A 23,348-nucleotide genomic window follows, 5' to 3' on the forward strand; every position below is an offset into this window, starting at 1 on the left:
GTATTTATTTCTTCTTCAATAAAATATTTATACTTCCTGCCATTAATTCCTGATCTGTAAACTTTGCAAAATCATTATGGATTTTTAATTTTTTAAATTTTTTAAAACTTTCTGATTCATAGTTAATAATGTCATGCTCAAAAAAAATTATTTCGAAATCATTCTTAAAAAGTTCCAAATATTGCGGAAGTCTTAATCTGTTATGGTAATCAAATTTGGTTTGTATTTGATTCCATTCTTTTTCACTATACTTTAAAAAATCTTGCAATGACAAAGAATTATCACTATAAGCCCTATGATCACTTGGAGAAATTAAATGCAAAATATAACTTCCCGATTTTAATTTTGAAAAAAGAAAATCATGAATCTCACGTATTATATTTGGTGGCACATGCTCTAAAACAAATCTTGATAAAACGAGGTCTGTATTTTTAAGATCTCCTTTGCAAATATCAGTTTTAGGAAAATAGGAAACTTTATTGAGTAAAGGATATTTTTTTTTACTTTCAATATCGAAGTTATATTTGTCTTTATAATATTGATTAAGTTTTTTTATTTCTTTTGTATTATAATGTTCGTTAATATCATAGGTATCAACATGCATAGCTTTTCCTTCCAGAATCAACTGATAAGGAAAAATAGGTACCCAGCCAGATCCTAATTCAGCAATTCTTATGTCTTCAATATCAACATTATTGGTTTTTAATATTCTTGTGACGGTTTTATAGGTATTGGATGTCGCATGAACTTTTTTATCAAATGTTGAATTGCTTCCAATATTTTGCAAAAAATGATATAGAAAATATCCAAAACGATTAGGAAAAAATGAAAGTATTTTAAATATTCTGCTTTTGGTGGTATGCTTCATTTAATAATTTATTACTTTTTTAATTTCATCCTCAAAAAAATCCAGAGTATACTTTGTTGACCATTTTGAAGCATTATCACTTTTTGTATAAAACTCTATTTTATTTTTTATTATAGTTTCAAGTTGCACCACATCCTTATCTAAATTCATTTGCAAGATGACTCCTCTTTGTCCATTATCGAGCATTTGAGCAATACAGGAAACCTCAGTCGCGATAGGTACACAGCCCCAAAACATTCCTTCAGCAATTGCTTTCGGCCAACCTTCACTTTTAGATGGTAATATTATAAAATGACTTTTTTGATAGGCTTTTTTTATTGTTTCTTGATTTTTATTACCATGTAAAAAAATATTCTTTTCTAATTTATTTTTCTTTATATAATTTTCTAATATATTTCTCTCTATTCCTTCACCATATAAATTTAAAATCACATTATTTTCTTTTCCTACTAACTTCTCAACTAACCTTATAGCATATAGTGGATTTTTACCCGTAACTAAACTTCCCACAAAAATGAATTCTATAACTGAGTCTAAATCCTTTTTTTGAACAATTTCTTTTTCATTTTCTGAATAAGTCGCCGTAAAAAAAGATTTTATATTTTTAGTTTGATTTTCCCATTCACCATAGACTAAAACTGTCATATTTCGGGTAAGGAATGTATTGTTTAAGATTCGTTTTTGTAAGTTATAGGTCCATGGCTGTTTACTTGTAAAATCCCAATTCCCGGCAAATTTGGCAGTTTTCTTTTTGTTAGGAAACATAATCTGGATAAAACACCCCAGCATTCCCATATTTCCAGGACAACGCAAATGAATATGGTCTGCATTTTTCATAGCCCAAAAAATTCTCCAACAAATCAATGGTAATTTAAAAATTGAGATTATGTTATTCTTAAAATTAGTAAAACTAAAATCTGGAACTTTTATAAAATTTATTTTATCTTTTTTGTAAGAAATATCAATTTCAGTTGATTTTGCTTTTCTTAAAGGAGCAATAATTATTACCTCATCCACAAATTTAAGCCATACATTCATTTCACGAACATAAGGTGCATAAGCAAAGTATTGGTCGTTCTTTATATGAATAACATTTGTTATAATCAGAAATTTCATTAAAGAATCTTATAATTTATAAAAGGGTTTAATGCATTTAAAAAAATAGAATTCGACAGCTTCTTTTTAAATAGCAATTTTTCTCTGGGAATACATATCCAATTTTTATTTGGCTTTACTTTAAAATCTAATATATCTACTTGTTTAATATTTAATTTATTAATATAAAATGGAATATAATCTAATTCTAATAAAAAATCATTAAATTTTTCCAATGTTGTTCCTCCCCTTTTTTCTAAATAATTTTTATTGACCTCAACTATCAAGAAAGGTCTGTCTTTTTTTATAATATTAGTTCCTCCTAATAACACATTAAATTCAAATCCTTCAACATCAATTACAAAGACTGCATTCTTCATTTCATTAGCTAATTCATAATTCAAAGTAGTAACTTTAAATTCTTCAAACCCTTCCTTACCAGATGTTGTAGTTATAAAACCTGAACCAGAATCATTTCCGGTTGGCATTTTAAAATAGGAAAAACCTTTTTTATCTGATACTATCTGATTAATTATTTTAACATTACTAAAATTATTTTCATCGCTTATCTTGACCAGTGCTTCAAAATTTTTTGGTACAGGTTCAAAGGCGATTAGTTGTATGTTTTGTTTTGCTGCAATATCTGCAAAACAAATAGTTTCGGTTCCAATATTGGCACCTACTTCCACTATGGTTCCTTTAGTTAATTTTAAAATTTCATTTACCAGAACTACATTTCGCCAATCAAAATAACCATGTACTCCAAATTTCAATGCGTGAAAATCATTTGTATTTCCTATAAAATAACTTCCAGTGATGGCTTTCTTTTTAAAGTTAAGGGAAAGTAACTCTCCATCTTTCGTAGATATGACTTTATCTCTTATATATTGTGAAATTATAGGAGGAAGGTATTTACAAATTATTTGGGCTTTAATAAATTTGTTCATTTTTGTTTTATAATTAAACTCTTAAAATACGATAAATCCCTATCGGCTGCTAGTGTTACTTCGTAATTATTTTTAAAATGAGTAAAGCCTTGCAAGGCCAACTTATCTCTTAGTTCATAATGTTGTATAGCAAAAGTGATTTTTTTTACCAAATCATCAACATTACTACTTTCAAATAAAAAACCTGTTTTATTATCCTGAATAATCTCTTTAATACCGGTGTTATTAGATCCGATAACCAAAGTTTTCATACTCATTGCCTCAATAACAGTATAGCCAAACGCTTCAGACAAACTTGGAATAACCGCCATATATGATTTTTTAAAATTTTCTAAAACTTCAATTTTAGATAAATTCCCTTTAAAATCTACAAAAGAGTCAATCCCTAAATCATAGACTAATTTCTTCAAATTAGTTTCTTCTTCCCCATTACCGATAATTATTAATTTAAAATCTGGAAAAAGTAAATGAATTTTATAAAATGCTTCTATAAGTATGCTTACACCTTTTGATTTATGTAATCGTCCCACATATGTAATTACATTTAAATTATTAGAACTATTAATCTTGATTTCTGAATATAGGTTTTTCACTGAATTAGGCAAAACTTTTATTTTCTCTTTAGCAATAAAGTAACTTTTTATTGCATCCGCTCTTGTTGCCTCAGAGTTTGAAATAATATTAGTGGCTAATTTGTAAACTAAAGATTTTCTGTATACAAGCCTTTTTTTTTGTTGAAACTGAGAGCTTAAAGTTCTAATCCAGGCAATTCTTATTTTTATTCTACACAAAAATCCAATTAACAAAAACATATTTACGGAACCAAAGACTGATATTGTCATTACGGGCTTATATTCTTTTATATTACGGAATAAAAAAAATGCATCTGCGATTTTTGTTGGTCTCTTTGATGGCCAATATTTTACAATAATTTCAGATGGAATTATTGTATCTTCTTTAATTTCAGTATCTGAAAAAATTATTACTTGATATTCATTTTTTAGTTTTTCAGCTAGCAAAATAAAATAATCAGAGACTGAACCATTACCTAGCGAAAAGGAAATAAATACATTTTTTTTCATATTTTACGTGGTCTATTAAAAATCAAACTCCACCAACCAATACTTCTTCCAAAAGCTTCTGTAAAAGCTTCATTTTTATTCTTGTCAGTAAATACATTACTAAATCGAATCAACGTTAATAATATCGTAATCGCATTCCATTTAAAACGGTCTTTAAGCTTTGGATTTGGATTTTTAATTCTCCATACATACCACCCATTTCTTACGACCATTTTACCATATTTATATTTGTTTGGTCTCCCTGATTCATCATGAAAATGAGATAATTTAGCTTCTGTATTCAAATATAATTTTCCAGTTTTGGCAACTCTTAAGGTAAAATCAGCATCTTCATATAAACCATAACCTTCAAAATAGGTAGAAAATGAAAGTTTTTCAAAAACAGATTTTCTAAAAGAAGAAACTCCTCCCATCAACTGCTCAACTTCATATATTTTATTACTTGGCGGTAAAAATCCGACACTTCTTCCGTGCGAGAACAAAGACGAAAAACCTGGTGGGCAATCACTATCTAGATTCATTTTTTTTCTCAGTACAAAACGACTACCATCTTTTCGTTTCCAACCATCAAAACAAAATTCGTTTATCTTTGAAATATAATTTTCCTGAACTTTCTGCCATGCTACTTCATTAGAAATGTAGCCTCCAACAGCAAGTGCCTCAGGAAACAATTCATAAGTATACAGTAACTTCTCAAAGTAATTTGATTCAAGAATTGTATCATCGTCTAAAAAACAAACTATTTCCGTATCGTTATTCACTTTTGAAATCCCGAAATTACGTTGTTTGGTAAGTCCACGATTTGCGTTGCTTACCATGTAGTATTTTAGATTTTTAACTTGATTTTGACTTAAGGCATTTTCTGTATCAGCATTGAGAGATCCATCAATAATTAGAATTTCATCCGGATATAAATTTTGCGCCTGAACTGAAGCTAATAATTTTAGCAAGGGTTCCGGTCTCATATAGGTACAAACTATTAATGAAAATTTCATTTCTTTTTATTTAATTCATTTGACCAATACAAACTTTGCTTCCATTGCTTTTCAAAATTCAAAAAATATTGAATTGGGTTTTTTACTTCCTGTACTTTATAAAATTTAAAAAATAAAATAGTCTTATATCCTTTTATCTGCTTGGTTGTTAAATGCAGTTGTTTCTTTAACATAATTGTTGGCGAAGGTTTCGGCTGAATTTCGTCATTATCCCACTCCAAAACAGGTTTAGTTCTAAAACCTCCAATTGGAGCCTTTAAATGTGTTATTTCTGGATTAGGAAAATAAACAACATCAATGCCTTGGTTTCGAAGCTGCATGCCAAAATCTGAGTCCTCACCGTACCCAAATTCAAATTTCATATTGAATTTAATTTTTGATAACAAACTGGACTGAATAAAACTATTTCCCGAACCAAAAATAGGAGATTGATATACTATAAGATTTCGTTTTATTTCATTTAATTGCAAATAGGACAAAGACAGAGACTTAATACCAAAAATTTTTAAATTGACCAGTACTTTACTCAATAAACTTTGATCAAATCTATTATCATCATCATTCAAAAATACCCATTCACTAGAAACTTCATTCAGTGCAACATTGCGAGCATTGCATGCTCCCGATTGATGTGTAAATATATGTTTTATTTTAAATGGCCATTTTTCATTGGTTAAATAGTCTAATTCTGAGGTGCTTCCTAATACGGGATTTTGTTCAACAATTATAACATTCTCAGGCAAATGTGTTTGAAAGGAAAGATCTTTCAATACATCATATAAATATTTTTTTCTGCCAATTGTTGGAATTATTACATCAATCGTTCCTAATTCAACAACTTTATTTGTCGACTGAACTTTAATCATCTTTAAAGTAGTGTCATTTAATTCTCTTTTTCTATAAAATAAACTATAAACAAGAGGTAAAAAAGCCATTTTCCTTTCATACAGAAATAAGTTCAAAAACAATAAAAATATCCAACGCATTTTATAATGCTGTTTCACAAATCTAAACAGTTGAAATTTACTATTTTGGTATTCTATCAAGCTGTTCGAAAAATCATTTATTAATCCAGGTTCGGAATAGCACAAAAGTCCATTTGGCATTGCTAGTTTTGCCAGTGAGTGTAAAAAGTAATCAAAATTTTTATCTTCATGGAGTTTATTTCCCAATTCCAATAATACTGAAGCATGAATTCCTCCAACAGAACTGCTCATTTGCCATGTTGGATAACTCACACCCTTGTTAACCTTTATAAAAGGTGATTCTTCGATATAACCAATAGCATCAGATAAAAATGAATTTCCTGCTAAATTATAGGAAGCCATTATTTTATTGTGATGAAAAATAGTATCAATATTTAAAAGATTTAAACTAGCTTTTAAATCGAAATGACACCAAATTATTAACTGATCGGAATAAATTTCAGCAATCTCAAATAAAATTGAGGAAATATTTATCGATGAAAAAACAAGTCTTTCCTCGCCAAATTCAATGGTAATAATTCTATTATTTTTATGATAAACAACGATCATGATTGCTTTTTTGCGTTTTGATTTATCAGCTTCTGATAAAATTTAATATTTTCATTTACTAATTTATTGATATCAAATTTAGATTCAACCCTTTTTCTCGCGTCTTTACCCATTTGCAGGCAAACTGTATCACTTTGAATTAATTCAATAATTTTATTAGCATATAAATCATGATTTTTCGGATAGACCAAATAACCGCTTTCGGCATCTATAATCAATTCCTGAGACCATCCTATATCACTATTAACAACTGCTTTTTGCATTGCCATAGATTCGATAGTCACCATTCCTAAGGTTTCTGCAAAGGTTGGAAAAACACATACATTTGCTTTCTTTATATAATTCTGAACTTCACTGTATGGAATTTTACCCATATATTCCACATTTTTCAAATCCTCTTTTGTGAACTGATTCTGCATCAATTGCCAGGTTGAATTTGATTTTGTTTTTATATCAAAAGAATCACTGCCAATTAAAACTAATTTAGCCTGAGGAAAATCTTTTCGCGCTTTATTAAAAATGTAGGGCAATTCTAAAACCCCTTTTTTTCTTATCAAAGTTCCAACATAGAGAATTAAACCTTTTTCGAAAACGTCTGGAAAATCATTTGTGAAATTTTCTAACTCCAAGCCATAATGAATAGTTTTTATCTCCTTTGATTTTATTTTGAAAAGTTCTTTTGAAACATTTCCGGCAAAGTCAGTTGGTGCAATAAATGCGCTTGCATTATTTATTGCCAATTTTTCAAACCAAAAATTTTTGCGCTTTTGGTTTCTTTTTTCCAGATGACAAAAATAGGTGTCACTACCATGAAAACGAATTACCAAAGGAATTGAAAACTTCATAAATGCAGTAATTCCCGTCCAATCTGGTGCTTCTAAAAGTCTTATTTTTTCTTCTTTAATGACTTTATCACAATACTTTTGAATATGCTTTCTATGAAAAAACCACCCAAAGTATTTATATTTCTTATTTTTAATTAAATGAAGGGTGATTCCATTGTCAGTAATAATTTCCTGAGTTTTCTGACCATAAACAAATACAGTAACTTTAAGTCCTTCTTTGACTAAAGCGGTTGTAAGATTTTTTATGCTGGTACCTAAACCTGCTGCATGTGTAACTTTAGGATGGGGAAACTCTGGTGTTAAAAAGGCTATATGCATTTATTTCTTGAAAAAATCATTAATAATTCTGCCTGTAAATATTTTTGCCCCTTCGTCAGTCATATGTCCACAAGACGAGAAATATTTATCTTCTTTTACTACGTTTTCATAATTATGAATCTCTGGATAAAACTTTTTAACTTTATCAAAATAATTCATACCCGTAACATTCTCACACATAGGAGTCATTACTGCAATAAAATTAATATTATTGACTTTACAGATGTTTTTTATTTCTTCGTAATATTTATTATGAGACAAAGGGTTTAAATTGACAATATTATTCTTCATATTGCCATTCTTGTGTTTTTGCAAAGGATGATATCCGAAATTTTCCAGTTGATTTGTTTTTTTATGAATAGCTGTAAAAAATACCTCTCTGACTCCAATTTTAGTTTCATATCTGATATATCTATAAAAAGGAATATAATACACCTCATTAAAATCTTCTTGTGATACAAAATGGTCTCTTATAATTTTTGAATTGTGAATATACGGAAGATATAAAGCTGAAATACCTTCCGTTCCATGATCACTGGCAAGATTTAAATCAGCTTCTAAAATGACATTTTTAATTACATATTTTCTTTCAACCATTAATTTTAATAACAAAGAAGCTTCAAACAAATGCCCCCCGCTCATACCATAATTAAAAGCTTTTAAACCTCTATCTTCAAACATCTGCGTTACAAAATGGTTATTTGCCCGTGATGAACCTAACATTACAACATCAAATTTCTGTGCTTTTGAATTAAAAACAGTTTCGACTTTTCCTCTATTTTGAGATTGCATAAAAACCGCTGTATACAATCCGTCAAGTACAACAGCTATCAAAACAGTTATAACAATAATTTTGGCTGTATAAATTAAAAATTTCTTCATTAAAACTGAAAATATATAAATTCTTTATAATCTGAAAAAGTTCCAAAAGCCAGGATTGCCCCAACTGCTAAAGCCATTTTCAAAGTATTTCTTCTTCCTGAAAGAGGCTCAACTTTGGTACGATTATTCCATTCAACCAGAACAAAAAGGCCAATCAATAATAACAACTCATAATTATACCTTTCATTTTCTAAATATTGAAAGCTAAACTCTCTATTATAGATAATACGTTTTAAATACGCAACGGCATCCGTGATTGTTCTGGCCCTAAAAAACACCCAGGCAACACACGTCAATAAAAAGGTATAAAGAATACTCATTACTACTTTGACTGAATCAAAATTCCGCTTTAATACAATCGCATCCATATTATTTCTGTTACTTTTTGACAATAGCAATGGAAGAAAATAAACGGCATTTATGAAGCCCCAAACAATATAGGTCCAATTGGCTCCATGCCAAAATCCGCTAACTACAAAAATGATGAACGTATTTCTTATTTTCATCCAGATTCCGCCCTTACTTCCTCCTAATGGAATGTACAAATAATCACGAAACCAAGAAGACAGCGAAATGTGCCAACGACGCCAAAACTCTGCTATATCTCTTGAAAAATAAGGATAATTGAAATTTCGGAGTAAATCTAAACCAAATAATTTTGAAACTCCCAATGCAATATCTGAATACCCTGAAAAGTCTCCATAAATCTGGAAAGCAAAGTAAACGGCTCCCAAGATAAGGGAGAAAGAGTTCATTGAAGTATAATTATCAAATATGGCATTAGCATAAGTAGCGCAAGTATCAGCAATAACCACTTTTTTGACTAATCCCCAAATAATTTGGCAAACACCTTCTTTGGCTTTTTCTAAATCAAATTCTCGTTTTACTTTTATTTCCGGCAATAAATGAGTCGCTCTTTCTATTGGCCCAGCAACTAAAAGCGGAAAATAGCTAACAAAAAGTGAATAATCAATAAAATTATATTCGGCTTTGATTCGCTTAAAATAAATATCGATTACATAAGATAAACCATGGAAAGTATAAAATGAAATTCCAACAGGAAGAATAACATTCAATAGAATTGGACTTGCCTGAACACCAACCGAATTTAGCAATTCTGCGAAAGAAGATGCAAAGAAATTATAATATTTAAAAACCCCTAAGAAACCTAAATTGACTATTATACTTAACCAAAACCAGAATTTTCGACTTTGTTCTGATTTTCCTTTTTCGATTTGAATTCCGGTATAATAATCCAGGAATGTAGAAAAAACCAACAGAAATAAAAATCTCCAATCCCAACAAGAATAGAAGTAATAACTAGCAACAATTAATAAGGCATTTTGTGAGCTTTTCGTTTTATTAAAAACAAACCAATACAGAAAAAAGACTATTGGCAAAAAAATAGCAAAAGCTAAAGAGTTAAAAAACATAATTATTTTATTACAATCTTATTTATAGCGTCCCATATGTTCTCTGACGCAAGAGTTGGATTTTCTCCTGCAACAATCCCATACCATTTTTTACCATCTGGAACATTAGATAATTTCTTATCTAAAATTTGTTTTACCTGATTCTCCAAATCTAGCTTGTTATTACAGAAAACAACAGCTTCCTTACTAGGCATACTTCTAAAATGAACATATTTATAATTCTGACCTATATCTCTAATACCCTTTTTTAATTGGGGTTGTTCATAATTAAAATAGATGCAGGGTTTATCATGAGCGACAAAATCAAATACAGTAGAAGAGCAGACATTTGTTACAAATTCTGAATGTGCGCATACATTATGCAATAATCCCAAATCTTCTTTTGTTGGTAAAATTTCATTCCATTTTTTTCCCACTACTTTCCATAATGGATCCACAACAGTTATTACATCTTTATAAGAATTAAGTATGTCGTCGTAACGAGATGTTGTATCAACAGGGCATTTACGATAGATAATACCAACATTTTCGCCTTTAGCATTTAGACTTATTACGGCTTTTGCCAAATCTTCCAAATAATACTGATCTAAAGGTGAGGTTGTTTCATCATCACCAGAAAAGCAAATATATCTTTTCGAAATATCAAGATTATTTTCTTCAAAAAAAACTTCTCTGCTTTTAAACAAATTATAATTGTAATGAGGCTCGAATTGAGGCGTGCCCGTAACAAAAACCTGAGATTCTTTTACAAAAGGATAATATTTTAAAATTTCCTGTTTCATTAAATCACTCCAGACAAAATAAAAGTCAGCTTCGACTACCTGCATTGCTTTAGGCACATTATCCCACGAATATACAAAGGAAACTACCGGAATGTTAAGATCCTGAGCTGCCAGTAATGCACTAATAGATTGTGTCGCTCTTTGGGTAGTGCAAAAAACCAAATCAGGTTTGTGTTCCTGTAATTGTGCTTTGCAATATTGATATTTTGATGTCGAACGTTCCAGGGCATTGATACGTTTTCTGATTCTTAAAATTCCATCCTCCGACGAATTAAAACCTATTAGTAATTTAATAAATAATGTTTTTAAAGTGTTTTTAAAGCCATTATAACTAAAAGGAAATTTATAAGTTTGGTATACTGAGTCTTTAAACTTTTTTTGAGAAACATTAAGTTCTATATGTTTTCTAATTCTCGAATAAAGAGGCGTTAAAGAATGTGTCGTATGATTTTCAATTTCGACCTCATTATATCCTAAATGATCTTTTAAAGAAAAAACCGAATTATTCCAGTACGTGATTTCATAATCTTTTTCTTCTCCAATTTCTTTAAAATTTGTAAAAGCAAAATTTCGTAGCCCAACACCATCTGGCAGGAAAATAAATATTTTTTTTTTCATTCTATTTCATATTCAAATCTTTGATGATTTTTCTAAAAGTTCCTTATTTAAAGGGGCATACTTCCATTAAGCCATCACATAATTTTTCTACATTTTCTTTTAGAGGTAAACTTGGTAAATCTGCAAACAAGTTTTCCATTTGAGTATCTGTAAAAGGAGAAATTCTAATTTCAGGAGTATAAAATGGCAACTGAATCGATTCAAAATAGTCCTGATATTTTATATCATCTCCGAAAACCTTATCTGAAATTTTTTGCCAGACTGCCGGAATTTCATATGCATGAGCAATAATAATTCCATGTAAAGAAGAAGAAATTATTTTTTCGCATTGTAAAAACTCTATAGTTTTAGATTCGATATCATTTGTCATCATATCAATCAGCAAAACATCTGGAGTATCTTTAAACCAATGCTGTACTAGTTTGTAATCGTTATAATGCGGTACGAAACCAAATTTATATTTTTTTTCAATTTTTGGATTAAAATATCTTGGCAGCAATAAGGCCGGATCTCCGTAAACTTCAGGAACAGTATAACCCAAATTCAACAAATACTGACGCGTTTGTGGACCACGAACGGCTAAAAAAACAGCGTTTTTAATTTTTGCTTTTTGATCAATAATACCACTTCCCCAAACAATACATTTATCATTTACATTGGCTAGAATACTTCCTACAGTAACATAAATGGGCGCAAACCAATCAAGAATAGAAAACTTCTTTGGCCAGGCAAAAACAACTTTTTTTCCTGAAATTTTTTCAACAAGATATTTCCCTAAAATGTCGCCGTAATTTTCTTTGGACTTACCCTGAATTAATTTTTCATTCCACCAAAAAAGTCTTATTCTATTTGAAAAAAACATCCGGTTAGACTTTTTTGTTTTTTAGTTTATCTCTCTGAACTTGTTCAATTGGCAATATATCAGAACTCTTAAAAGTTAATGCCTGATAAACAGCATGAAGATCGCGGGTTAATTTACGTAGCCCCATTGGTTCTAATGAAGCCGCGTGATCTGTACCTTTCCAGGTTCTGTCAATTGTATAATGTCTTTCTATAATATTGGCACCTAAAGTATAGGCTGCAATATCGACAGCGATCCCTAAATGATGTCCTGAGAAACCAATATGTTTTACTTTATCCCCAAATTTTTGTTTCAACAAATTAATATCTAACAAGCAAACATCCTCAAACGGAACCGGATATCCTGAAGTACAGTTGTATAAAACAAGATCTTTATTTCTTCCTTTTTCAGTAAAGTACTCTACTAAAATTTCCGTCTCATTTTTAGTAGTCATCCCTGTAGAAATATGAATTTCACCCTGATAATTATCGCATAACCAGCCTAACATTTCAAAATTGTTGTTACAGGCTGAAGGAATCTTAATAAATTCTGGATTTAATGACGTGATCTCTTTTGCAGAAGTTGTATCCCAAACTGATGTTGAATATACAATTCCAATTTCATCGCAATACGTCTTTAGTTCGCGATGCTGCTCTACATCAAACTCTAAATATTCTCTATGCTCACCGTAAGTGTTTCCATATGAATTTGAAGCGTTTGGATGTGGAGCATAGTACTGCTCTTCTGTTAAAAGTTCTTTATTGTTACGTTTCTGAAATTTAACTGCATCCGCATTTCCAAAGATTTTAGCAATTTTAATTAATTCTTTGGCAATGGCCATTTCGCCTTTATGATTACATCCAATTTCAGCAATCACATAAGGTTTTTTATAATCCTTCATAACGTTTATTATATTTCAATAAAATTTCACAAGTTTCTCTAATTGCACCATCTCCCGAAGCATTTGTCAATATATAATCTGCATTTGCTTTGACTATTTCTGTTGCATCAGCTGGTGTAAACGACCATCCAACACTACAAATATTTGCTAAATCATTTACATCATCACCCACGTAAGCAACAGCTCCAAAACTACTATTTCTATCTAAAAGAAACTGACTTAAAAACGAAAACTTATCCTTAACCCCTAAAAAAGTATGTTTTATTTGCAATTTCTTCATTCGCTGTGCTACTAACTCAGAATTTTCTGAAGTCATTACGATTACCTCAACCTGATTTTGTCTGATTATTTCTAACCCCATTCCATCACGCATATCAAATTTTTTGGCCATTTCTCCTTTGGCGTCATAATAAACACATCCATCTGTAAAAACGCCGTCAACATCCAATACTAAATATTCAATTCGTTGGTGTACTTTCTTCTTTTTCTGATGATCAGCAAGCAAACCTTCCACAATCTCCCAATCAGCTAAACTATCAATTTCTACAAGTGATTCTTCAGGCATCTTTACTAAACCAATTGAACCGCTTACTCTATTTTGAGAAGATAAAAACGCTTCTTTTGTTGTTGTATAAACAGCACCATTTTCGATCAATAAACCTTCAAAATCCTGGCGTCTTGGTCTTTTAAACACGTCATAATTTTGTGGAGTTCCGTCAGAATTCCAAATAAAACGATGCGTATTGACAACAGTCAATGCAGAAGCTTTTTTGTTTACAATAATTTCATTTAACGCAGCATTGATATCTTGTGCTGTTGTCATTGGTGAAGTTGCCTGTAATAAACATAAAATATCAAAATCATTTTGAAGACTTTCTGTAAATTCTAACAAAACACTTTCTGTAGATGCCGTATCAGAAGCATTTTCATCATTTCGTAAAAGTGCTTTTACTTTTGAAGACCAAAAATATTCCTTGTTTACATAATTGATTATGTCTTCATCATCTGTAAAAATATATACTTCATCTAATTCTGAAAAAATAGCGGCAGTAAGAGCCCAGGAAAAAAGTGGACGTCCAAGCATTTTCTTTTTATTTTTCCCCGGAATCCCTTTTGAGTTTTTACGTAATGGAATTATTGCTGTTTTTTTCATATATAACATTTTAAATGCACCCAAAAATAACTTTTAAACTTAAAAAACGATGTATTATACTAATTAAAATTATGCTCATCAGGCACATAACTATCAGAATAAAAAAAACTTCTTACCTTACAGCGTCAAAGCACCTGCTTATAAATGAATTATGAAACAAGTATATAACAAAAAGGTTATACTAAGAGAACAAAGCTAGCCTGAAATATAAGAGCCAAACTTATTCATATTAATAATTTTTATTATAATTGTTGAGATACTTAAACATAACAAAACTGTAATTGGAATACCTATTAATGGAGTAATCAACGAAGCATTTATCGCAAAACTATCTAATATCCATAAAACCAAAACATGAACTAAATAAATGCCATAACTAAAATGACTTATTTGAGTTATAACTAAATTGCTTTTTCGATTAAAAAAATCAGACAATCTAAAAAAAACGAAGATTCCAATCGAAGCGAGAAGTACATTAAAACTAAAAAAATCATATAACAAACTGTCTGTTTTTCCTTTTGAGACTGAAAACCAATAAGTACTAAAAAAAGTAATAGAGGAACCAGAAATAAAAAAGAGCAATGCTACTATTTTCCACTTTTTTGTATTCTTAATTTCGATAACAGACAAATAATAACCTAATACTAAATAACCCACATATCTTGAAAAATAAAGCAACTCTATTGGTGGTTTGTAATTTTCCAGGCCTAGGTTTTTAAATAAAAGTGTTACAAACCACAACAATAAAAAATAATGAATTTCATTTTTCTTTGCCTTTATTATCCAGGCATTAAGTATTGGAATAATCAGTATTAATCCTAAAAGCATATAAACATACCACAGATGATAGGCACTTCCAAAATAAACAGATCTAATTAGTTTTTTAATTATATCAAAAATATGCATTTTTTGATAATCACTGGTTTTTATAAAAATTGAATATAAAACATAGCAAATACTCCAGAATAAAAAAGGCAAGAGAATACGAACAAAGCGTTTTTTGAAAAAAGTAACAATCTCATATTCTTTATTAAGCAATAAAGCTCCAGAAATCATTACAAACACAGGCACACAAAAACGAGATACAGCATCATAAAAATTAGCATAATTCCAAAATGCATTTGGTAACAAACCAAATTTGGTAACCAAAGGCGAGGCTGTGTGCACAAAAATAACTGCAATAACAGCAAGAACTCGCAGGTTTGAAATCCACAGAAAATTTTCTTTTATATTCAAAATTCAAATTTTAATTAACAGTAATTATTTGTTGGGTACAAAACTATTCCTGATTATGAGAGAGGATTATAAATTTCTAATTTAGCAGAAGTAACTTTGTTTATTTCTACATCCTTAACTAAGTTTTCGAAAACTAAATTAAAATTTGGTTCTTCAAAATCAACAAAATACACTAATTTATTATCTAAGTATTGTTTGTAGATTTCTAGTCCTAACTTATTAATAATTACCGTTGGTATATTCATCATTCGCGCTTCGATCAAGCAACCTGAATAATTTGTAAGATGTAGAGCAGACTGGCTTAATATTTCCGGCAAAGGCATCTCTACTGAACTCTGAACCGTTACTTTATCTTTAATTCCGTTAGCAAAAAGATATTCTTCTATTTCATTAATACTCATTGAATTTCTTGGATGTAATCTCAGAACCCACTGATAATTTAATTTTTTAATTATAGAAATAAAATCCTTATTCACCATTTCTTCAATTCTGGAGAGGTGTAAAGTATAAAGTATCTTTTTGTTAGTGCTTACAACTTTACTGTGAAGATGTGTCCAGTATGAAACATAAGGCTGTCCTATTACTTTGGCTTTTGCAATATTATTTTTATTACCCCACTCTTCAATATTTTTCTTTGATTCTTCGTCCCAGGTCCAAAATTCATTCACAACCGTATTAAATCCATTTTGTGGAATCTTGGTCCAATTGCTAAATGCCATATTATTAATTTGAGTTCCGTGCTGCAAATCAATCGTTTTTATATTTAATTTACGGGCAAAAACAATTGCAGCCGTTAAATCTTCTAAACCGTAATAACCTAAAAATACTACTTTTTCTGGTTTTACTTTTTTATAGAAACGATTATAAAATCCTTCTAATGTTATTATTTTCTTACTCCATTTTAATAGACTGACTTTGTCAATACTAAGTGTTTTTATGTTTAATGTTTCATAAAATTCATCATATCCTTCTAAATTAAAAACACTTTTTTTACGGCTTGATTTATTCATCAAACTCATTATTAACTTATAACAACCTAAATATTTGTCTAAATTTATTATAGCTTTATTATTGTAATTCTTTTCATAAACTTTTCTGTATTCAATCATATAAACATCCTCCTTTAAATTATGAGAATCGATCATTGAATCATAAAAACGGTTAAAAAACTCGCCTTTATGCAGAATGCGGTGATAATGTGCTCCAAAAAAAATAATCTTTTTATTTTGTAATTTTAGGAAGAAAGAAATAACGGTAAAAAAAGCACTTACTAACTTTATACATTTCGCGAAGTATTTTACAAGTACCGATCCTGTGACAGCTTTATTTTTTGCAACGTTATTTTCCGTTGAACTTGAAAACAGCTTATTCAAAAAATAAATGTAGATTTTAATTCTGATGTAAGGCCAGACATGAATATCATCAATAATCCATTTGTCTACCTGCCACTTTTGCTCAATATCAATAATCAATTGTTTAATATCTTCTTGTGTCGAAATACTCTTTTTCACTTATATCAATCTTTAATTTCTATTGACGCATCACTTAAACTATTATAACTATCCTGTACTTTTCCTTTTAAATATTCAAATTCTAATTCTTTCTGAAGTTTTTTTAAATCCTGATTTATTTTAGGCACACACGCAATTGCATCCAAAATATTTGATTTAATTTCAGAAACGTCTTCGCAATTTTCGATTAGCAAACCATTAACACCATGATTAATAATCTCTGCCGTAGCGCCACCAGGATTTGACTGGATAGGATAAACATCCATGCATATAGCTTCTAACAATGTATTAGGAATTCCATCTGAGTTACTATTACCAATATAAATTTTAGACTGTCCCATAAGCTGAATAACTTCGTTATGTGTCATTTTTCCTTTGATTTGAAAATTGAGCCAATCTTTTAGTTTGGACCTCTTTGAATAATCTAAAGTTTCATTATCAGAACCAAAAACAACAATTGTATAATTTGACAATTCTTTTTCAAGCAATTCTACTGCTTTTAAGACCGAAATAGCTCTTCCGGATCTCCCTTGAAAACCTTTAATTAAAATAATTTTCCGTTGTTTTTCGGGGAATTTAAATTGTTCCATATGGGCCAGGTCAAATCCGCCTCCACCAGGAAAAACACCGAGAAAATCGCCTGCAAAGCCGTATTTTTTTGCTATCACATAATCTCTCTTACAATCTGTAAACAAGTAATTAACTCTGGGCAAAACCCATTTTATATCTTTTAAATATTTCGAGTCATTTTGAAAATAAAACATATCGCTGCCCCAGGAAGAATAAATCCATTTTTGAGTTGAATATTTTTCCATAATCGAGATTATGGGAGTACACGATAAGTATAACGCAAAACTATGTACTACATCCGGTTTTATTTCGTTCAAATATTCTTCAAAAACTTTAGCTGTTTCCCGTTCGTTAATTTTTTGAATTTTATAATTTATTTCAGGAAATTTACTTTTTAAAAAAATTCTTCCAGGATAGTTCCATTTTAGTTTCCAGTTCGTTTTCTGTGTGACCCAATTTAATCTTTCAACTCTGGCACTCATTCCGGTAATGTCAAACCAATACACCTCATGCCCTGAATCCTGAAGCTGACTTGTCCATCGAAAAAAATGGAGTGATGGAATTGAAACCATTAGGATTTTCATTACTTAAAATAAATTTTAAGATGAATTAGGCTTTCATTTTGACTAAATGAATATTGATAGGGCAAACTTCTGTAATGCAAAACAATTTCCTGGAGAAGCATATCATTTACATTTTTTACAGATAAAAATTTTAGATATTTTTTCCCTAAAATTCTTTTTACTAATTGCTTTATTTTATTGTTGTTGGAGACATCTTTAACAATTACAGAAACGACTTTATCTTCAAAATTATTTAATTGCGCTAATAATGCATTCACTTTTGATACTTCTGGCTCAATCTCTATTGTCAAGTCAGGAGTATTCGATAATTTGGCATACTCCTTTTTTTCGGGCAAAACACCCCATTCCTGATCTATGTTGACCTTTATTTGTTTACTCGTTTTCGAAATATGAATATAAGAATGATTAATGCGTTCTAATTTAAAATGATAAGGATCTGTACTTAAATTTGTTCGATATGTTTTTGGATGCCATTGATGCTTAAGCAGAATTTCTTTTTCGTAAAATTCAATTTCAACTCCAAGATTTTCTAATCGAAAATGAACATCTGTATCTTCGGCACCCCAGCCGTGATAAAATTCATTGTACCCATTAATTTCTTTTAATAGTTGAGTGGGAAACAATGTCATTCCGGTAGCTTCTTTTTTTGAAGTAAAACTAATTGTTGCATTATCAAAATTTTTCTGGAGTGCTGTTTCTTTTTCGCTTAAAAAGCCAACTTGAAAATATGTTACTCTGGATTCATTTTTAAGTTCGTTAAGTCTGCTGATAAAATCAGAGTGAAAAAGCATATCAATATCTCCAACAAAAAAAAAAGCCCTTTTACATTGTTGTAAAACAATATTTATAGCCCGGCATTTATTCCATAATTGTCCGGAAACAGGGCAATTCAAATACTTAATTTCAGGATATTCTAAAAGGAGCTTTTCTAAATGAGGCACATAAGTTTCATTTGAACCATAATCAACAAAGAACAATTCAAACTCATGATTGGATTGCATTGCTAAAGAGTCAAGACAGTTTTTTATAGTCTGTAATTCACGATTACGATTGGTTAAAACAATTGTTATCATTTTAGTAAATCATTTAATTGTTTATCTGAAAGTCCTTTTCTTTTTAAAATGTTTTTACAAATAAAGGGATGTCTAAAAATTTTCCTAAATACCTTTTCAGTAAAAAAATAATAAAGAGGTCTGGAACTCAACTTTTTTAAACCTTCAATATTCTGCAGTCTTTTAGTTTCTGTTTTTAACATCGTGAACTTTTCAGTCATCCAGTCTTCTAAAACATTTCCTAAATGGTAGGCATAATTCCCATAAGTTGCTAAACGGTATCCCCCTGCTATAACAACGGGAAGATCTGTGTATAAAAACTCACTATTTCCTCCTAATTTATAAATACTATTATTTTTGGGCATATTAGTAAAAACCTCTCTTTTATAAGTACATACAAAATGAGAGCTACCCATTACAGCAATTGTATTATCCTTGCCTTTTATTGTTGCAATAACATCTTTATATTTAATATCAAGCCAGGGCCATCCGATACTATTGGCAAACAATGTCATGCTTTCGGGATCTTTTACCGGACGAAATTTCAATCGTGAAGAAAATAAATAGTTAAACCAAATATTGCTTGTTAATCGAAAGTGTGTTCTAAAAACCGGAACCGGACTTACTGCGCCAGCTTTTGGGAAAGCTTTGAAAACTGCCAAAACTTCGTCTTCCCAATTGTTATCAAATAAAACATCAGCATCTGTAATCGTAATTAAACGTTCTTCGGCTGTACGCAATGCTTTTAAGATGCTATTTATTTTGCCAACATTTTCTTTTTCGATTATAAGTTCGTGAATTGAGCGCTCTGCTTGCAATTGAAGCAACTTCCCATTTACTGAATTACAACAACCATTACTTATAACAGAGACTTTTATATTTGAAACTGAGGTTTTATGAATTGAAGACAGACAATAGGAAAAAATAGTAAAAGCGTCTTTATAATAATCATCCTCGTTTGGAATGTACAACGGGATAATTACCCGATGATTTGAATCTGGATTTGTTAATAGAACATCTTTTGCTATATTTTTTCCTTTTCTCATTTTAATTATTATAGTTCCATTATTATATTTAAGTAATGCAAATTTACTTGAATGTTTTTTTCAATGAACAACATTGCCTTTGTATACTCTTACGTACTATTAATATTAATTTCATTTGAATAAATTACACTTGCATTTTTTTTTTGAATTATATCTAAAATTTGAAGTTGAAATTCACATTATTTAATTAAAAAGATTATCACATTTAAAAAGTATTATTTTAATATTCTAATTTTAGTAAACCAAAAAAAATCTAATTTCATTAGATTGTACAATGTTTTTACAAAATTTTTTTTATAATAAGGATATTGTTTTTTAATGCATTTTTGTATAAAAAAACCGTACTGCTGTGAATTTATCCGTTTTATTTTCCTCATATAAATTAATATTTCTTTTAGATGCAAAGGATAATCTATATGCTCATTTTTGTTCTTAGAAATATTAAATTCATGAATTCTATAATATGCCAGAATTTTTTCGGTATAATAAAATTTTGTAAAAAAAGAACAACGAGTCCAAAATTCTACATCTTCTCCAATTGGCAACATTTTTTCATTAAAAAAGCCAACTTTATCTATTATCACTTTTCTCACTAATGGAGTTGGCATCATCAAGGTAAAATTACCAAACATATTTAAGGAAACATCTCCATGCTTGTTTCTCCATTGATAACTTTTTCCGATAATTTCAGATTTTAAATTTCCTTTAGAATCAATAATCTGACATGGGGAATGTACTAAACCAAAATCTGGATTATTGTGTAATATTTCAACTTGTATTTTAATTTTATCTTTTATCCAAACATCATCATCATCTAAAAAAGCAATAAATTCACCTTTTGCTTTTTTAATGCCAATATTTCTTCCTTTGGCTGGAGTGCCACTTTTAAGTACTTTTTCATAATAAACATTAGAGAATCCAGAGCATATCTCCATATTTTGATTTCCATCAGAATCATCGTCAATTACTATAATTTCAATATTCTCATATGACTGGTTAACAACACTGTTTAATGTCAATTCCAAATAGTGAGGCCTATTGAAGGTAGTAATAATTACACTGACCAAAGAATTACTTGCGTACATGTTTATAATATATTTTTTTAATAAGCAATTTTGCTAATTTATAAAAATAGTATCTTTTAAACTTTTTAAGTTGCGTGATTTCATTAAAAATTGAAGTATCAAACCATCTATCTTTTTTGACAATAACATAATTCTTTGTATAGTCATCCAAAAGGAATTGAATCTTTTTTGTTTGTTCAAAAAATAACAAGTATTTAAATTTTTCCAGATACATAGATTTCATAAAATAACTATTACTAATTTTTGTTGTAGAGTTTTCATGTTGTCTAAAAAAATTCAAAATAGAATTATTAAAAACAAAAGTCCTGTTCTGAACTAAATATGTCCACAAAAAAATATCTGAACATTGTTTGTTATTAAAAACATCCATAGGAATAGTTTCATTCGGTTTTCTAAAAACGACACTACTCCCATTCGTAATATAATTATCTATAGGTAGTTTTTTAGTAAGTACTGAACCTGGTAATTCTTTAAACTCATTTATCGACACATTTAAGTCATGAGTTCTTCTGTTTGAATTGTATAAATAATCTCCTTTTCTGTCAATATATTGACTAGCACAAAAAACTAATGCTGCATCTTGATTTCGGTTTAAAATATTTACTTGTTTTTCTAAAAAAAACACATCTGAAAAATCATCAGTCTCCGCTATCCAAATATAGGATGTTTGAGACAATTCTATTCCTTTTTTCCAGGAATGGTATCCACTTCCAGAATTATTTTCATTAATTAAATAAAATGCAATATTGGTTTTATTTCTATTTACAAAATCATTCAAAATTTTTATGCTAGAATCCGTAGAACAATCATCTATTATAATTGCAACCCAATTTTTATATGTCTGATTTTCAATAGAATTTAATCTTTCATTAAGAAATTCGGCATGATTAAAACTCGGTATAATAATTGTGACAGCTTCCATTAAATTATACTTTTATTAAAAAAGATAAAACAACTTTTGTATTTTTTAAAATAATACTCATCTCAACTATTTTAAAAATTTATAAAAAAAATATAATATTTTATTTCTTTTTAATCTTGCCAAAATCCTATACCCTTTAGAGTTCTTGTAATTCTTAATTTGCTTCTTAAGTCTAATAATTTCTTCCCCCTTTTGCTGTAGGATAGTTATTAAATACTTATTATAAACTTCTTCTGGCATAATAGTTTGAAGATGTAAAATAGCCTGAATATGACTTTCTTCCATAAGTTTCACTTCTTGTGTCATACTTTCAGAATGAATACGATAAAAAGCCAAAATTTCATTAATGAAAACGGCAGATATTTTTTTCTGAAAAAAAGTCAGCCACATAATCCAATCTTCTTTTGCCCGTAAGTTTTCAGGAAAACGAAAATCATCAAATAAGGAAGAACTGAAAAGTCCACAGTGAATAGGAATGCTAAATTTCGAATCCCAGCCATGCAATATTTGATCATACATCAAAATATCCTGACTCAATTCACAAAAAGGTTTTAGTTCATCATATCTATTTTTTTTGAACATTTTAAAATGAGAAACGACGATGTTATAATTTGAATGGTCTTTAATTTGAAAAAGTGATTTAATAAGTTTATCTTCATGCAAACAATCATCGGCGTCCAAAAACTGAATATAGTCACCTGCAACTACATTTAATGCCGCATTCCTTGCAGAGCTTAAGCCTCCGTTTTCTTTATATATATAGAGAAATCTACTATCGTTTTCAACCCATTTTTTAGCTACTTCTTCTGTATTATCTTTACTTCCATCATTAATTATTACACATTCCCAATTTTCATAAGTTTGGTTTAAAACCGATTGAAGAGCCTCTGAAAGATATTGAGCCTGGTTGTAACAGGGAACTATTATCGAAACTAATAATTTACTCATAAATAATTGGTACTATTTTTTTTCATGAAATCAATAAGTATATTTCCTAATAGGAAAAACTATATTCTTTTCCGTTATGACTAAAAAAATCATATGTTT

The 23,348-nt window shown here is 29.4% G+C and carries 21 protein-coding genes; all 21 read right to left on the minus strand.

Annotated elements, in window-relative coordinates:
- Positions 1-4 precede the first annotated feature (4 nt).
- Entirely contained in the window at positions 5-868 is an 864-nt protein-coding gene (locus Q7C23_RS17045; protein WP_375033651.1) for a hypothetical protein, read from the minus strand.
- The gene (locus Q7C23_RS17050; RefSeq protein ID WP_375033652.1) at positions 869-1,984 is read right to left on the minus strand and encodes a glycosyltransferase family 4 protein; all 1,116 of its coding nucleotides are present in this window, start codon (positions 1,982-1,984) and stop codon (positions 869-871) included.
- Positions 1,984-2,910 carry an FkbM family methyltransferase gene (locus Q7C23_RS17055; RefSeq protein WP_375033653.1) on the minus strand — a complete coding sequence of 309 codons (927 nt, stop codon included), beginning with the start codon at positions 2,908-2,910 and terminating at the stop codon, positions 1,984-1,986. Before Q7C23_RS17055 ends, Q7C23_RS17050 begins: the two co-directional genes overlap by 1 nt.
- Positions 2,907-3,992 carry a glycosyltransferase family 4 protein gene (locus Q7C23_RS17060; protein WP_375033654.1) on the minus strand — a complete coding sequence of 362 codons (1,086 nt, stop codon included), beginning with the start codon at positions 3,990-3,992 and terminating at the stop codon, positions 2,907-2,909. Before Q7C23_RS17060 ends, Q7C23_RS17055 begins: the two co-directional genes overlap by 4 nt.
- Positions 3,989-4,987, minus strand: a complete 999-nt coding sequence (locus tag Q7C23_RS17065; RefSeq protein ID WP_375033655.1) for a glycosyltransferase family 2 protein — start codon at positions 4,985-4,987, stop codon at positions 3,989-3,991. Before Q7C23_RS17065 ends, Q7C23_RS17060 begins: the two co-directional genes overlap by 4 nt.
- On the minus strand, positions 4,984-6,522 hold the full coding sequence (locus Q7C23_RS17070) for a glycosyltransferase family 2 protein (RefSeq protein ID WP_375033656.1): 1,539 nt from the start codon (positions 6,520-6,522) through the stop codon (positions 4,984-4,986). The genes Q7C23_RS17065 and Q7C23_RS17070 overlap by 4 nt, the downstream gene beginning before the upstream one ends.
- The gene (locus Q7C23_RS17075; protein WP_375033657.1) at positions 6,519-7,685 is read right to left on the minus strand and encodes a glycosyltransferase family 4 protein; all 1,167 of its coding nucleotides are present in this window, start codon (positions 7,683-7,685) and stop codon (positions 6,519-6,521) included. Before Q7C23_RS17075 ends, Q7C23_RS17070 begins: the two co-directional genes overlap by 4 nt.
- Positions 7,686-8,567, minus strand: coding sequence for a hypothetical protein (locus Q7C23_RS17080; protein WP_375033658.1), 882 nt, complete (start codon positions 8,565-8,567; stop codon positions 7,686-7,688).
- Positions 8,567-10,000, minus strand: a complete 1,434-nt coding sequence (locus tag Q7C23_RS17085; RefSeq protein ID WP_375033659.1) for an MBOAT family O-acyltransferase — start codon at positions 9,998-10,000, stop codon at positions 8,567-8,569. Before Q7C23_RS17085 ends, Q7C23_RS17080 begins: the two co-directional genes overlap by 1 nt.
- A gap of 2 nt (positions 10,001-10,002) precedes the next feature.
- The gene (locus Q7C23_RS17090; RefSeq protein ID WP_375033660.1) at positions 10,003-11,400 is read right to left on the minus strand and encodes a UDP-glycosyltransferase; all 1,398 of its coding nucleotides are present in this window, start codon (positions 11,398-11,400) and stop codon (positions 10,003-10,005) included.
- Positions 11,401-11,443: 43 nt separating this feature from the next.
- Positions 11,444-12,262, minus strand: coding sequence for a polysaccharide pyruvyl transferase family protein (locus tag Q7C23_RS17095; protein ID WP_375033661.1), 819 nt, complete (start codon positions 12,260-12,262; stop codon positions 11,444-11,446).
- Between the two features lie 4 nt (positions 12,263-12,266).
- Positions 12,267-13,142, minus strand: coding sequence for an N-acetylneuraminate synthase family protein (locus tag Q7C23_RS17100; RefSeq protein ID WP_375033662.1), 876 nt, complete (start codon positions 13,140-13,142; stop codon positions 12,267-12,269).
- A complete protein-coding gene (locus Q7C23_RS17105) occupies positions 13,129-14,295 on the minus strand; it encodes a cytidylyltransferase domain-containing protein (RefSeq protein WP_375033663.1) in 1,167 nt (388 codons plus the stop codon). Before Q7C23_RS17105 ends, Q7C23_RS17100 begins: the two co-directional genes overlap by 14 nt.
- 195 nt (positions 14,296-14,490) lie before the next feature.
- Positions 14,491-15,531: an acyltransferase gene (locus Q7C23_RS17110; RefSeq protein ID WP_375033664.1), complete on the minus strand. Its 1,041-nt coding sequence runs from the start codon at positions 15,529-15,531 to the stop codon at positions 14,491-14,493.
- Positions 15,532-15,584: 53 nt separating this feature from the next.
- Positions 15,585-17,042, minus strand: a complete 1,458-nt coding sequence (locus Q7C23_RS17115) for a hypothetical protein (RefSeq protein ID WP_375033665.1) — start codon at positions 17,040-17,042, stop codon at positions 15,585-15,587.
- A gap of 5 nt (positions 17,043-17,047) precedes the next feature.
- Entirely contained in the window at positions 17,048-18,196 is a 1,149-nt protein-coding gene (locus Q7C23_RS17120; protein WP_375033666.1) for a glycosyltransferase, read from the minus strand.
- Positions 18,196-19,269 (minus strand): glycosyltransferase family 2 protein, encoded by a 1,074-nt coding sequence (locus Q7C23_RS17125; RefSeq protein WP_375033667.1) that lies wholly within the window; start codon positions 19,267-19,269, stop codon positions 18,196-18,198. The genes Q7C23_RS17120 and Q7C23_RS17125 overlap by 1 nt, the downstream gene beginning before the upstream one ends.
- Positions 19,266-20,294 (minus strand): glycosyltransferase, encoded by a 1,029-nt coding sequence (locus Q7C23_RS17130; RefSeq protein WP_375033668.1) that lies wholly within the window; start codon positions 20,292-20,294, stop codon positions 19,266-19,268. Before Q7C23_RS17130 ends, Q7C23_RS17125 begins: the two co-directional genes overlap by 4 nt.
- A gap of 215 nt (positions 20,295-20,509) precedes the next feature.
- A complete protein-coding gene (locus tag Q7C23_RS17135; RefSeq protein WP_375033669.1) occupies positions 20,510-21,379 on the minus strand; it encodes a glycosyltransferase in 870 nt (289 codons plus the stop codon).
- Positions 21,366-22,301 (minus strand): glycosyltransferase family A protein, encoded by a 936-nt coding sequence (locus tag Q7C23_RS17140; protein WP_375033670.1) that lies wholly within the window; start codon positions 22,299-22,301, stop codon positions 21,366-21,368. Before Q7C23_RS17140 ends, Q7C23_RS17135 begins: the two co-directional genes overlap by 14 nt.
- 66 nt (positions 22,302-22,367) lie before the next feature.
- Positions 22,368-23,249, minus strand: a complete 882-nt coding sequence (locus tag Q7C23_RS17145) for a glycosyltransferase family 2 protein (protein WP_375033671.1) — start codon at positions 23,247-23,249, stop codon at positions 22,368-22,370.
- Positions 23,250-23,348: the final 99 nt, after the last annotated feature.

It is taken from the genome of Flavobacterium sp. LAR06 (assembly GCF_041946075.1).
Classification (GTDB): Bacteria; Bacteroidota; Bacteroidia; order Flavobacteriales; family Flavobacteriaceae; genus Flavobacterium.

Coding starts and splice junctions, on each gene's coding strand:
- Q7C23_RS17105 (WP_375033663.1), bottom strand. CDS start 14,295: ATGAAAAAAACAGCAATAATTCCATTACGTAAAAACTCAAAAGGGATT.
- Q7C23_RS17080 (WP_375033658.1), bottom strand. CDS start 8,567: ATGAAGAAATTTTTAATTTATACAGCCAAAATTATTGTTATAACTGTT.
- Q7C23_RS17060 (WP_375033654.1), bottom strand. CDS start 3,992: ATGAAAAAAAATGTATTTATTTCCTTTTCGCTAGGTAATGGTTCAGTC.
- Q7C23_RS17130 (WP_375033668.1), bottom strand. CDS start 20,294: ATGAGAAAAGGAAAAAATATAGCAAAAGATGTTCTATTAACAAATCCA.
- Q7C23_RS17075 (WP_375033657.1), bottom strand. CDS start 7,685: ATGCATATAGCCTTTTTAACACCAGAGTTTCCCCATCCTAAAGTTACA.
- Q7C23_RS17135 (WP_375033669.1), bottom strand. CDS start 21,379: ATGTACGCAAGTAATTCTTTGGTCAGTGTAATTATTACTACCTTCAAT.
- Q7C23_RS17145 (WP_375033671.1), bottom strand. CDS start 23,249: ATGAGTAAATTATTAGTTTCGATAATAGTTCCCTGTTACAACCAGGCT.
- Q7C23_RS17085 (WP_375033659.1), bottom strand. CDS start 10,000: ATGTTTTTTAACTCTTTAGCTTTTGCTATTTTTTTGCCAATAGTCTTT.
- Q7C23_RS17070 (WP_375033656.1), bottom strand. CDS start 6,522: ATGATCGTTGTTTATCATAAAAATAATAGAATTATTACCATTGAATTT.
- Q7C23_RS17045 (WP_375033651.1), bottom strand. CDS start 868: ATGAAGCATACCACCAAAAGCAGAATATTTAAAATACTTTCATTTTTT.
- Q7C23_RS17065 (WP_375033655.1), bottom strand. CDS start 4,987: ATGAAATTTTCATTAATAGTTTGTACCTATATGAGACCGGAACCCTTG.
- Q7C23_RS17095 (WP_375033661.1), bottom strand. CDS start 12,262: ATGTTTTTTTCAAATAGAATAAGACTTTTTTGGTGGAATGAAAAATTA.
- Q7C23_RS17050 (WP_375033652.1), bottom strand. CDS start 1,984: ATGAAATTTCTGATTATAACAAATGTTATTCATATAAAGAACGACCAA.
- Q7C23_RS17090 (WP_375033660.1), bottom strand. CDS start 11,400: ATGAAAAAAAAAATATTTATTTTCCTGCCAGATGGTGTTGGGCTACGA.
- Q7C23_RS17100 (WP_375033662.1), bottom strand. CDS start 13,142: ATGAAGGATTATAAAAAACCTTATGTGATTGCTGAAATTGGATGTAAT.
- Q7C23_RS17125 (WP_375033667.1), bottom strand. CDS start 19,269: ATGATAACAATTGTTTTAACCAATCGTAATCGTGAATTACAGACTATA.
- Q7C23_RS17055 (WP_375033653.1), bottom strand. CDS start 2,910: ATGAACAAATTTATTAAAGCCCAAATAATTTGTAAATACCTTCCTCCT.
- Q7C23_RS17120 (WP_375033666.1), bottom strand. CDS start 18,196: ATGAAAATCCTAATGGTTTCAATTCCATCACTCCATTTTTTTCGATGG.
- Q7C23_RS17140 (WP_375033670.1), bottom strand. CDS start 22,301: ATGGAAGCTGTCACAATTATTATACCGAGTTTTAATCATGCCGAATTT.